Origin of the sequence: Polynucleobacter sp. JS-JIR-II-b4 (assembly GCF_018687815.1) — a bacterium.
Taxonomy (GTDB): Bacteria; Pseudomonadota; Gammaproteobacteria; order Burkholderiales; family Burkholderiaceae; genus Polynucleobacter.
This window is the reverse complement of the sequence record NZ_CP061306.1, coordinates 1,411,611-1,424,604: the sequence shown is the minus strand read 5'-3', so window position 1 is coordinate 1,424,604 and position 12,994 is coordinate 1,411,611. Positions and strand designations below refer to the sequence as shown.

Annotated in this window: 8 protein-coding genes; 4 read left to right on the top strand and 4 right to left on the bottom strand. The window is 47.4% G+C overall.

Annotated features, from left to right (window positions below; all coding sequences use genetic code 11):
• Positions 1-25 precede the first annotated feature (25 nt).
• Positions 26-3,103 carry an FAD-binding and (Fe-S)-binding domain-containing protein gene (locus tag ICV90_RS07130; protein WP_215357657.1) on the bottom strand — a complete coding sequence of 1,026 codons (3,078 nt, stop codon included), beginning with the start codon at positions 3,101-3,103 and terminating at the stop codon, positions 26-28.
• The gene (locus ICV90_RS07125) at positions 3,100-3,786 is read right to left on the bottom strand and encodes a GntR family transcriptional regulator (RefSeq protein ID WP_215357646.1); all 687 of its coding nucleotides are present in this window, start codon (positions 3,784-3,786) and stop codon (positions 3,100-3,102) included. The genes ICV90_RS07130 and ICV90_RS07125 overlap by 4 nt, the downstream gene beginning before the upstream one ends.
• A gap of 216 nt (positions 3,787-4,002) precedes the next feature.
• Here ICV90_RS07125 and ICV90_RS07120 point away from each other — a divergent pair, with 216 nt between their 5' ends.
• From ICV90_RS07120 to ICV90_RS07110, 3 genes are all read left to right on the top strand, one after another.
• Positions 4,003-5,187 carry an alanine--glyoxylate aminotransferase family protein gene (locus tag ICV90_RS07120; protein WP_215357644.1) on the top strand — a complete coding sequence of 395 codons (1,185 nt, stop codon included), beginning with the start codon at positions 4,003-4,005 and terminating at the stop codon, positions 5,185-5,187.
• Between the two features lie 144 nt (positions 5,188-5,331).
• Entirely contained in the window at positions 5,332-5,739 is a 408-nt protein-coding gene (locus tag ICV90_RS07115; protein ID WP_072583972.1) for a heme-binding protein, read from the top strand.
• Between the two features lie 6 nt (positions 5,740-5,745).
• Positions 5,746-7,212: a DEAD/DEAH box helicase gene (locus tag ICV90_RS07110; protein WP_215357636.1), complete on the top strand. Its 1,467-nt coding sequence runs from the start codon at positions 5,746-5,748 to the stop codon at positions 7,210-7,212.
• 24 nt (positions 7,213-7,236) lie between these two features.
• Here ICV90_RS07110 and gluQRS read toward each other — a convergent pair whose 3' ends face one another.
• Complete coding sequence (gluQRS, locus tag ICV90_RS07105; protein ID WP_215357634.1) at positions 7,237-8,187, bottom strand: tRNA glutamyl-Q(34) synthetase GluQRS; 951 nt, start codon at positions 8,185-8,187, stop codon at positions 7,237-7,239.
• A 3-nt stretch (positions 8,188-8,190) separates the two neighbouring features.
• On the opposite strand from gluQRS, the gene dnaE reads away from it, so the two are divergent.
• Positions 8,191-11,808: a DNA polymerase III subunit alpha gene (gene dnaE / locus ICV90_RS07100; RefSeq protein ID WP_215357631.1), complete on the top strand. Its 3,618-nt coding sequence runs from the start codon at positions 8,191-8,193 to the stop codon at positions 11,806-11,808.
• Between the two features lie 28 nt (positions 11,809-11,836).
• Here dnaE and ICV90_RS07095 read toward each other — a convergent pair whose 3' ends face one another.
• Entirely contained in the window at positions 11,837-12,994 is a 1,158-nt protein-coding gene (locus tag ICV90_RS07095) for a glycosyltransferase family 9 protein (RefSeq protein WP_215357622.1), read from the bottom strand.

The window sequence follows — 12,994 nt, the reverse complement described above, 5'->3', positions numbered from 1 at the left end:
TACGCCGCCCCATCCTCTTTTGCTCTTATAGATGCGCCGCCAATATTTTGGCGATATGCACAGCTTCTCTTTGGGTGCCATCGGCAATTTGGTGACGGCAGCTGGTGCCATCAGCAACCACCCAGCTATCTGGTGATTTCCGAATGCTAGGCAAAAGACTAGCTTCTGCCATTTGCTTGGATACTTCAATATGTTCGGCTTCATAGCCAAAGCTTCCGGCCATACCGCAGCAAGAAGACTCAATCAGCTTAGGCTCTGCATTCGGAATAAGTTTGAGTAATTCCATTGCAGGGGTCACTGCAGCAAATGCTTTCTGATGACAGTGACCATGAAACAATACTGACTTATCAGCTGCTTTGAGATTCAATTTGAGCTTGCCTGCTCGTACTTCGCTAGCCAAAAACTCTTCGAGCAATTGCGCTTGTTTAGAAACACTGACAGCACGATCGCCAAAACCCATTACTAAGGACTCATCCTTTAAGGTAAAGAGACAAGAAGGCTCTAAACCAATAATTGGAATGTTCTTATCTGCGTAGGGCGCGAGGTGATCAACCAATTCACCAAGAGTTTCCTTGGCTTTATCAACCATACCAGCAGCTAAATAGGTTCTGCCACAGCAAAATTCTTTAGAGCAACTATTTTCATTAGCATTGGCTTGCTTTATTTTGTTTGCTTGACTCTTGTGCGGAATATGCACGCGATAGCCAGCAGCATTCAGTACTTTTAATGCTGCCTGGAGATTCTCATCTTCAAAGTAGGCATTAAAGGTGTCTGCCAATAAAACTACACCTTTACCATCAGTATTGCTAGCCAATTGTTCTGGGCTGTATTGATAAGTGTTTGCCGCTTTCTGATTCCAGAAAGTTTTACCCTTCCAAATCGGCAAGCTTCTTTGTGCAGAAATCCCCATGACCCACTCTTGAAGTGTTGCAATAGGTTTAATGTGATTGCGTAAGTTGAGTAATGCTGGCAAGAATGGAATGGCACTAATTGTATTTGCGTATTTAGGTAAATAGGCAACTGCTAGATCTCGTAATGAATGACCAACACGTTTCTTATAGGCAGATAAGAACTCAATCTTCATCTTGGCCATATCCACGCCAGTAGGGCACTCACGACGGCAAGCTTTACAGCTCACACACAACTCCATCACTTCTTTAATGGCATCGCTACCGAGTGGCGACGTTTCATCTTTGATATCGAGTTGATTCGAAAGCGCTAGACGCAAGGTGTTTGCTCTGCCGCGAGTGAGGTGTTTCTCATCACGCGTTACGCGGTAGCTTGGGCACATCACTTCAGCATCAAACTTGCGGCAGTGGCCATTGTTATTGCACATCTCCACTGCTTTAGCTAAGCCCATGGCGGGATCACCGCCAGTGCCAGGTGCGGTTGTTGCTTCTGTGATGGGATCGTTCTGAACGTTCCAGGCAGACCAATCTAATGCAGGTTGCAATGGAATAACTTTATAGCTTGGTGGAAATCTAAAGTTGCTCGCATCATCCATCTTGGGTGGATTGATGATTTTGCCTGGATTAAATAATCCCTTAGGGTCAAAAGCGTATTTGATTTCTGCGAGGGCTTCAGTGATCTTGGGGCCAAACTGCCAAGAGATCCATTCGCCACGACAGAGGCCATCGCCATGCTCACCGCTATAGGCCCCTTTGTACTTACGTACCAAGGCAGAAGCTTCTTCAGCAACCGCACGCATCTTCTGAGCGCCATCTCTGCGCATATCCAAAATAGGCCGGACATGCAATGTGCCCACAGAGGCATGAGCATACCAAGTGCCACGTGAGCCATATTTAGAAAACACATCTGTTAAGGCTTGGGTATATTCGGCCAAACTTTCTAGCGGAACAGCACAGTCTTCAATAAAGCTCACCGGCTTACCGTCGCCCTTAAGGCTCATCATGATGTTCAGGCCTGCTTTGCGCACTTCCCATAAGTTCTTTTGTGGGGAAGCATCGGGCATCGGCACAACAGATCCAGGCAAGCCCAGGTCACTCATGAGTTCTTGTAGTGCTTTGAGCTTCTCAAGCAATGGTGCATGAGACTCACCAGAAAACTCAACCAACAAGATGGCTTCTGGAGTTTGTGCTGTGTGATCAATTAAGGCGGTCTCGATCGTTTTCTTAAAGCTAGGGTTGCTGCGTGCTAAATCAATCATGGTGCGATCGACTAGTTCAACTGCAGTAGGGCCGAGCTTCACAATATGTTGGGCGCTATCCATCGCTTTATAAAAGCTGGCGAAGTTCACAATACCCAGCACCTTATGTTGTGGCAAAGGCGCAAGCTTGAGTTTGAGTGACTTAAAGTACCCAAGAGTGCCTTCGCTACCAACTAGAAGGTGGGCTAGATTGACGCTGCCATCTTTTGTGTAAGGCAACTCACTCTGTGGATGAAAGATATCGAGGTTATAGCCAGCTACACGTCGCAATACCTTCGGAAAGCGTGCCTCGATTTCTGGTTGGAGGGTGGTGGCTAGATTTTTAACAAAGTCACCCAACTGCTTAGCGGCCCCGGTGCTACTTGCGTAATCGCTGAAGTTGGCAATTCTGCCATCTGCTAACCAGGCATCAATTCCCAAAACGTTATGCACCATATTGCCGTAAGCAATTGAGCGGCTACCGCAAGAGTTATTACCAGCCATACCACCAATCGTGGCTTGTCCAGCAGTAGAAACATCTACTGGATACCAAAGACCATGTTGCTTGAGCGAGCCATTGAGATGGTCCAGCACAATGCCTGGCTCAACTTCAACATAACCCTTATCCAGATTGAGATCTAAAACATTTCTGAAGTATTTGGTGTTATCAATCACTAGTGCTGCGCCAGTAGTTTGACCGCACTGACTTGTGCCACCGCCACGGGGTAGCACTGGCACACCCATCTCTGCTGCTATCTGAATCGCATTTGCAATATCTTGAGCAGTTTTCGGCACAAAGACTGCAACAGGCATGGCTTGATAGATGGAGGCATCGGTTGCATAGCGGCCACGACTGGCACTATCGGTCATTACTTCACCTGAAGTCTCTTTGCGAAGACGTGCCGCTAAAGCCGCTTGATCAAACATGAGTTCTTTAAGATCTAAGGGTTTGTTCATGATTTGGTAGCTTCTAACAGGGCTTCTGATTGGAGTAATTGAGCAACGACATCGCGTTTATTTCTGACGTGTTGGATCATAATTTTTCTCATGCGGACACTATCTCGCGCCTTAAGGGCATCGAGCATTTCTTGATGTTCTTCCACAGCCTTTTCCCACTTGACGCCATCTTGATTGGAGCGAAAGCGTAGTGCTTCAATGCGCGCATTCACTTGGGTAAAGAGTTTTGATAAAACAGGATTGTTTGCTGCCTGATTAATCAGATGATGAATGCGTAAATTGAGTTTGTAGTAACTGGATAAATCACGGCGTGCATAAGAGGCCATCATTTCATATTGGAGAGCTTCTAATTCAGAGAGAGTGGCATCGCTAATATTGTTGGCTGCCAATTCTCCGGAGAACCCCTCGAGGTCTGCAATGACATCGAAGGTATTTAATACATCTGCAAGGCTGAGTTGCACGGCGATGGCGCCACGATTGGCAATGAGTTCTACTAAGCCTTCAGCCGCCAAACGGCGAATCGCCTCCCGAATGGGGGTGCGGGAGACGTTGAGACTCTCAGCCAATTCACGTTCATTCAATTTGCTGCCAGGGGCAATCTTGCCCTCGACCAAGAGGGATCTCAGCTTCTCGAAAGTCGCTTCATGCAAATTTTGTGAATTTGGCTGTTCTACTACCGTCATGGATCAACCTTTAGTTAAGCTCTCAGCTTCTTAATTTGTATACAAAATAAGAATAAACCATCTTAAAGCATAAATACAGCCTTTAAATGCTTAATTTAGGCTTTATTCTGAGGATTATTTCAAATAATTTGTATACAAAATGGAAATTTCCCAAAAATTGTCATACACTAGCAGCAGAAATAACTACCTATAAACACTTTAAAAGTGAGACAAAGCATGTTGAAACTTGATAACCACGCATCAGGACGCCATTTTTTACATATCCCTGGCCCAAGTCCTGTGCCTCCACGCGTACTCCGCGCCATTAGCTATCAAACTATCGATCACCGTGGTCCAGAGTTCGGTGCATTCGGTTTGAAGGTATTAGATGGCATCAAAAAGATTTTCAAAACTGATCAACCCGTCATTATTTATTCCGCATCCGGAACTGGCGCTTGGGAAGGTGCATTAGTCAACGTTCTCAATCCTGGTGACAAAGTGTTGTTCTATGAAACTGGCCAATTCGCCAACTTGTGGCGTGCACTTGGTAAGCGTCTTGGTTTGGATGTTGAGGTAGTTGGTAAATCCGGACAAGATTCTTGGCGTTGGGGTGTAGATGCATCTGTGATTGAAGAGCGCTTACGTAAAGATACTGGTCATGAGATCAAAGCTGTTTGCGTAGTGCATAACGAAACTTCAACTGGCGTTACTTCCAATATTGCAGCGGTTCGTAAAGCAATTGATTCCTTAAAGCATCCAGCCTTATTGCTCGTAGACAGTGTATCTGGCTTGGGTTCAGCTGATTACGAGCATGACAAGTGGGGCGCGGACGTTACTATCTCTGGCTCACAAAAAGGCTTGATGTTACCGCCCGGTATCGGCTTTAATGCTTTGTCACCACGCGCAATTGAAGCTAGTAAAAATAACAAAATGCAAAAAGCGTATTGGGCTTGGGATGAGATTCTTGAATCCAATAAAACAGGTTACTGGCCAACTACGCCGAGCACCAATTTGATGTACGGTTTACATGAAGCCATGGACATGATGATGGCCGAAGGATTGGATACGATCTTTGCACGTCATCAGCGTTTAGCTGCTGCTTGTCGTGAAGCGGTTAATGCATGGGGTCTAGAAATTCAGTGTCAAGATAAAGACTGTTACTCACCAGTACTTACTTGTATTGCGACGCCAGAAGGTATGGATGCAGACGTATTGCGTAAACATGCACTAGAGAAATTCAACCTCTCCTTGGGAACAGGTTTAGGCAAGATCAAAGGCAAGGCATTCCGCATTGGCCATTTAGGCGATTGCAATGAATTGAGCTTGATGGCCGCCCTCAGTGGGGTAGAGATGAGTCTGGGTTCTATGGGTTACAAACCGAAGGCCAGCGGAGTCGTTGCAGCCCAAGAGTTCCTTAAATAAGAAGTACTTAGGGCAACTTAGAGCAAATTAGGGTGGGCGGAGCTAGATTCCTCAGGTTCAATCTGGCTACACCCCTTATAATTCAAGTACTTATATAGAAGTGCATGAAACAAATACACCATATTCGAGACAGAAAGATTAAACATGACCGCAACTAAACCTTACCTCACTCAAGCTGATGCTCAAAAGATTTTGGATGCAGCAAATAAGCATGCGGCTGCCAATAATTGGGCAGTAACGATTGCCGTTTGTGATGACGGCGGTCATATGTTGGGCTTGATTCGTCGTGATGGTTGTGCTCCGGTATCTGCATACATTGCACAAGAAAAAGCACGTACAGCTGCAATGGGTAAACGTGAGAGTCGCGTTTATGAAGAAATTATTAATAACGGCCGCACCTCTTTCTTATCTGCTCCACATATTTCGGGCATGTTGGAAGGTGGGGTCAATATCGATGTAAATGGCTTTACCATCGGCGCAGTCGGCGTTTCCGGCGTTAAATCGACCGAGGATGCTGAAACCGCTAAGGCCGGCATTGCGGCCATCCTGTAAGTTACCTTGACAAATATTGCTACTGAAATAAATTCATCTACAGGGGTGAGCGATACCGCTACCCCTGGTGCTACTGATACTGCTCCTCCAGCAACAATTACTTTTGCTGACTTTGGTTTAGATCCGAAAATTCAAAAAGCGGTTCTTGAACAGGGTTACACCATTCCTACTCCGATTCAAGCTCAATCTATTCCGCATGTATTGGCGGGCAGTGACTTGATGGGTGCGGCACAAACTGGTACTGGTAAGACGGCCGCCTTTGTATTGCCGATCATTCAAAAGATTTTGCGTCACGCGAGTAACAGCGCATCGCCAGCACGTCATCCAATCCGTGCATTGGTTCTCACTCCGACCCGTGAGCTGGCAGTGCAAGTAGCCGAGAATGCGGCAAGCTACTCCAAACATACTGATTTGCGGGCTGCCGTTGTCTATGGTGGCGTGGATATGAAAGAGCAAGTCGCGATACTGCGTAATGGCGTAGAGATCTTGATCGCCACCCCAGGACGTTTACTAGATCACATTGGCTCTAAGGTTGCCAATCTCTCTCAAGTAGAGATTTTGGTTTTGGATGAAGCCGATCGCATGCTCGATATGGGTTTCTTGCCTGACCTACAGCGCATCATTGATCTGATTCCTGCGCAAAGACAGACATTGTTGTTCTCTGCAACGTTCTCACCAGAAATTAAGAAACTGGCACAAAGTTATTTGCGTACTCCAGTAACAGTTGAGGTGGCACGTCAAAATGCTGCGGCTGATACGGTGAAGCAAGTAGTGCACATGGTTTCCTCTGCCGACAAGCAACGCGCGATTGTCAAAGTACTAGAAGCGCGTACCCGTGCTGGTTTATCACGCCAATGCATCATCTTTACTAATAGCCGTTTGGGTTGCGCAAAGCTATCTCGTGCCTTAGAGCGTGACGGTATTAAAGCGGGCGCGATTCATGGTGACAAGAGTCAGGGCGAGCGTACTTTAACTTTGGATGCCTTTAAGTCTGGCGCAATCGAAGCATTAGTAGCAACCGATGTTGCTGCACGTGGTTTAGATATTCCCGATATGCCGTGCGTGATTAATCACGAGCTGCCTTACAACGCAGAAGACTTTATTCACCGCATTGGTCGAACAGGTCGTGCTGGCAGCAAAGGTGATGCGATTGCCTTAGTGGATGCTAGTGAAAAGCGTTTGCTTGACGATATCGAAAAGTTAATGAAGCGTAAGTTGGACGTACAGCCTTTGCCTGAAGGTGCGCCTTCACAAAGTCGTCCTTCATCTAGTAGCTATGGCGGCTCCAGTGGCTCTAGAAGCTCTTACAGCGCACCAGTCAAAATGTCTGACCCTTTCTTCTATAAGCCTTACGAGCCAAGTGCACCGGCTGCTTCCACTGTAGATCCCTCTAAGCCAGAAGAGAAGAAAGCGGGTATTACTCCTGCTAAACCTGCTGTTGGTGCTTTACTCGGCGGCTTTAAGAAAAAATAATTAACTGAGTAATTAACTGAGTAATTAACTTCGCCATGCATGAGTGGCTGCCAATAGCCACTCTGCAATAGTGACATTCTCGCCATCCGGCAAATTCTGCAATCCCAAATGTGTTGCTGCTTTACGTAACTCTCTCAGCGAGTGTTTCTCATCTTGCGTATTAATTTGTGTTGCTAAAGTTTGCTTGCTCAGTTTTTCACCATGCTCATCGAGCACCAGTGGTAGATGAAGATATTCTGGCCGCTTATATCCCAATATTTCTTGTAGATAAATTTGCCTTGCAGTATTACTCAGCAAATCTTTGCCACGAACGATGTGTGTAATGTTCTGCTCGGCATCATCAACGACTACAGCTAGCTGATAGGTAAATAAGCCATCACTCCTGCGTAGGACAAAATCACCTACTTCTGTATTGAGGTTTTGGCTTTGAGAGCCCAAAGCTAAATCCCTAAATTCCATATGGCAATTTTGGGGAAGGGCAATCCGCCAAGCGCGCTGCAATTCCCCGAAAGATTCTGTGGGATTGCTGATTAAGTGTGCAGGGCGGCAAGTGCCGGGATAGACAATTTCTTGGTTGCGGGATATCTCTATTCCGAGCTTGGCTAGGGCATTGGCAATGGTTTGTCTTGAGCAAGTGCAGGAATACAGGCATTGAAGCCCATTTAAGCGCTCTAAAGCCCTTTGATAAGCCTCTTGGCGCTGGGATTGATGCATGACCTCCTCATCCCAAGAAAGGCCGCAGGCGAGCAATTGAGCCTGAATTTGCTCGGTTGCCTGGGGGATGCATCTCGGGGTGTCCAAATCTTCGATTCTGAGCAGCCATTTACCCCCATTTTTACGGGCATCTAGCCAGCTTCCGAGAGCGGCAACCAGCGATCCGGCATGCAGTGGCCCGGTAGGGGAAGGGGCAAATCGCCCGCGATAGCCGCCGGCTGGGGATGGAAGGTTTTTGGGTGTCGACACAGCTAAAATCATCTCATGGCTTCACCCCGTTTTGTTCATCTTCGCGTCCATTCCGAGTTTTCGATTACGGATGGAGTCGTGCGCATTGACGATGCGGTAGCTGCCGCCGTCAAAGATGAGATGGGCGCGTTAGCAATTACGGATTTAAGTAATTTATTTGGTTTAGTGCGGTTCTATACCGCCGCTCGTTCTGGCGGGATCAAGCCGATTGCCGGAGCGGATGTTTGGGTGAGCAACCCCCAGGATCCAGATCAGCCTCACCGCTTGTTACTCTTGGTGCAAAACCATTCCGGTTACCTCAATTTATGTGAGCTGCTTAGTAGAGCATCTCTCGATAATCAATCCCGTGGTCGTGCTGAAGTCGATTCCGCTTGGTTTAGTGAGCCTGCCGCTAAAGCAGAAGATAAAGCAGCTAAGCGCACACTCTCTTATGGCTTGATTGCACTTTCTGGCGCACGCATGGGTGAAGTCGGTATCGCGCTATTGGGTGGGCAAGAAGACCATGCCAAGATTGTTGCCAGACGCTACGAAAAACTCTTTCCGAAATCTTTTTATATCGAAGTACAGCGCAGCGGTAATCCTCAAGATGAAAAACAACTCCAGCTTGCTTGCCATCTCGCCAGTGAACTAAATCTACCGGTGGTTGCAACCCACCCAGTGCAGTTCATGCAAAAGAGCGACTTTACGGCGCATGAAGCTCGGGTTTGTATTGCTGAAGGGGAGTTACTCGGCAATCCACGCCGAACCAAAAAGTTTAATGATGAGCAGTACTTCCTGACCCAAGAGGAAATGGAGAAGCGCTTTGCTGATTTGCCAGTCGCACTAGCGAACTCGGTTGAAATTGCCAAGCGTTGCAATCTCTCATTGGTATTAGGTCAACCACGCTTGCCAGATTTTCCAATACCGCCCGGAATTACTTTGGAAGACTATTTGTTGCAGCAATCCGAGGTCGGTTTGAAGCGCCACATGGAGCGTAATTTCCCGGATGTCGAAGAGCGCGAAACAGAAATGAAGCGCTATCACGAGCGTTTGGTATTTGAAGTCAAGACGATTTCTCAAATGGGATTCCCGGGTTACTTCTTGATCGTTGCGGACTTTATTAACTGGGCTAAAAATAATGGCGTGCCTGTAGGCCCAGGCCGCGGATCCGGTGCCGGCTCTTTAGTGGCCTACTCACTCGGTATTACCGATTTGGATCCACTCCGTTACAACTTACTCTTTGAGCGCTTCCTTAACCCAGAGCGGGTATCGATGCCCGACTTTGATATCGACTTTTGCCAACATGGTCGCGACCGTGTGATTCAGTACGTAAAGGATAAGTACGGTAAAGACGCAGTGAGTCAGATTGCCACCTTCGGAACTATGGCTGCCCGGGCGGCCATTCGCGATGTGGGGCGTGTGCTAGAGCAGGGCTATAACTTCGTAGACGGCATCGCTAAACTCATTCCGAATAAGCCAGGTCAGTACATGACCATTGAGATGGCGAAGAAAGAAGAGAAGCAATTAGCCGAGCGCGAAAAGAATGAAGATGAAGTGCGTCAACTACTTTCCTTGGCGCAACAGTTAGAGGGCATGACTCGCAACGTCGGCATGCATGCGGGCGGCGTATTAATTGCCCCAGGGCGCCTTACTGATTTTTGTCCGCTCTACACCCAAGAAAGTAAAGATCAAGACAGTAGCTCCGTCATCAGTCAGTTTGATAAAGATGACGTAGAGGCGATTGGCCTGGTGAAGTTCGACTTCTTGGGCTTGACCACCCTAACCATTTTGGCAGCAGCAGAGCGCTGGATTAAAGCCTTACACGCTGATCGCAGAGATTGGAATATTGGCGAGATTGCACTCGATGATGAAAAAGCCTTTGATGTTCTGAAGCGCGCTAACACCGTTGCTGTGTTCCAGCTAGAAAGCCGTGGCATGCAAGGCATGCTCCGTGAAGCTAAGCCTGACCGCTTTGAAGACATTATTGCTTTAGTGGCTTTGTATCGTCCGGGCCCTATGGATTTGATTCCGGACTTTATTGAGCGTAAGCATGGGCGTCAAAAAGTGGAGTACCCAGATCCCCGTATCGAGCCCGTTTTGCAAGAAACCTACGGCATCATGGTTTACCAAGAGCAGGTAATGCAAATGGCGCAAATGATTGGCGGCTACTCATTGGGTGGTGCCGACATGTTACGTCGTGCGATGGGTAAGAAAAAGCCTGAAGAAATGGCTCAACATCGCAAGATCTTTAGTGATGGTGCAAAAGCGGGCGGCATTACCGAGTCAAAGGCAAATGAGATCTATGACTTGATGGAGCGGTTTGCTGGCTACGGATTTAATAAGTCCCATGCTGCTGCATACGCACTCTTGGCATATCAAACTGCTTGGCTCAAAGCGTATTACCCAGCCGAATTTATGGCAGCCAACTTATCACTCGCAATGGATGACACCGATAAGGTGAAAATTCTGTATGACGATTGCTTAGTTAATAACATTCGGGTGTTCTCACCAGATATCAATACCGGCGTCTATGAGTTCACGCCATTGCGCGCACCTGATGCAGCTCCAGATTCATCCATCAGTCACATTCGCTATGGCTTAGGCGCTGTGCGTGGTACCGGTGAGGCGGCAATTGAATCCATCGTTAAGGCGCGTGAAAGTGGCGGGCCATTTAAAGATTTATTTGATTTCTGCGCACGAGTGGATCGTAGACAAGTCAATCGCCGCGCGATTGAAGCGCTCATGCGTGCAGGCGCTTTTGATAGCTTGTATCGTGATTCCGTTCCAGCTGGCGGTAATTTATATGACATCCGCTCTACCTTGCTCGCCTCTTTGGCTAGAGCGATTGAGGCTGCTGAGCAAGCGGAGGCATCGATTCATCAGGTGAGCTTATTTGAGGCGGCTGGTGAAGAGGACCGCCATCTCCCAGAGCTAGTGCGCCAGCCTGTCTGGTCTGAGAAGAAACGTCTGCAAGAAGAGAAGACTTCTTTAGGGCTTTGCTTAACTGGCCATATGTTTGATGCCTATCGTGATGAGACTTCACACTTTATTCGTCAGCCATTATCTAAAGTTACAGAAGGCAAGGATCAGCTCATTGCCGGCATTATTACTTCAGCACGGATGCTGACTGGTCAACGTGGGCGCATGATGATTGCAACTATCGATGACGGCTCTGCAGCCCTCGAAGTCACCTTGTATAGCGAAGTCTATGAGCCGAATCGTTCCTGGCTAAAAGAAGATGAGCTCTTGGTTGCCAAGGTCAATGTGACGCCCGATAAGTTCTCAGGCGGCATGCGTATTGTGTCTGAAGCGGTAATGGATATTACGGGCGCGCGTATGCGTTTTGCCCGCAATGTGCATGTCTGTATTGATAATGCGATTGATATCAAGATGCTCCGTAGCCAAATTAATCCTTATCTGATGGCTAATCGTGTGCGTGATCCCAAGTTAGGGGCGTCTGCTCCTGCTGCACCAGGATCTAATGATGGCATGAAGGGCTTGATGCTGACGGCTGCTGTCACTACCAGTGGTGGCGCTTGCTTGATGCAGTTCCCAGAAGAGTTACGAATTTATCCTGACGATGCCTGCTTGCATGGCTTAAATCAAATCTTGGCTTCTAAGCAAAAAGATCCCGTACAGATTCAGTATCACTAAGTTCGGCATTGCAGTATTGACCGTTCCTTTAGTTCGGTAATGCTTTCTGAATCGCTTCAATGACTTGCTTAGGCTCTAGTAAGTCCAGGCACTCGCTGTAACTATCGGCTTTATCTAAGCATCCTGCTTTACGGCAAGGCACGCATTCACCAGGACCTTGCAGTATGGTGACATTACCAACGGTTTGGGTACGAGCCCGCAATTGATATGGCTGCTCACCAATAAAACCATTGGGCCATGGGCCAAAGTTCGTTGGTGGGGTGGCGCCAAAGAGAGTGATGGTTGGGGTATTGCATGCTGCTGCTAAGTGGGTGATGGAAGTATCAACCCCAATATACAAGGCAGCACCACGAATCAAAGTGCCCGCTTGAGGAATGGATAATTTACCAGCAGCATTAATTACTTTTTTCTTAGTTTCTTCATCCAACAGGGAAATGATGTCGTGATTAAGTTGTACATCTTGCTTGGCAGGTGAGGCGCTTAATGCCACCTGAAGGTTTTGCTTTACGAGCCAGGTGATGAGCTCCTGCCAATACGCTAGCGGCCAACGTTTGTATGCTGTTAGTGGACCTGGGTGCACAACGACATAAGGCTGCTTAAGTTCGTTTGTAATGATCGGCGTTAAGGGTTCTCCAGCGGGCGGAGTAACTGAGATCGGCTTGGAAAATAGTTCAGGAGGGTTCTTAAAGAAAGCTTCTAGTAGGCGGAGCTTTTCTGTAATGACATGCTGCTGAAAGTAGTCAACATCCACTGTGTGCATACAGATGAATTTCTTCCAGGCATTTTGCTTCTCACTTTTACTGCGCTTTTGTTGATCCTGCGCATCTTTGCCTTGAGGATGACCGCCCAGTACGCCGACTCTTCTAAAGGCCGCTACCAAGCCATAAAGGTAGGCGCGATCGCTGGGTTGTGTAACAACGGCTAAATCATAGCGTTGAAACAGGCGATTAAAGAGCGCTAGATATTCACCAAAACCGGGACGATCCGAAGTTTCAATTAATTCTGCAATATCGGGATTGCCATGGAGCATCTCTAACTTGCCGCGATACCCTAAAAAATGAAACTCCGCATCAGGCCAGAGCTCTCTGGCTTTGCTAATCAGAGGCGTTGTTACTAATACATCTCCAATTTGCCTCGTGGCAATAAATAAAACCTTTTTAGGTTTGAGTGTGGAGTACGTAGTCAT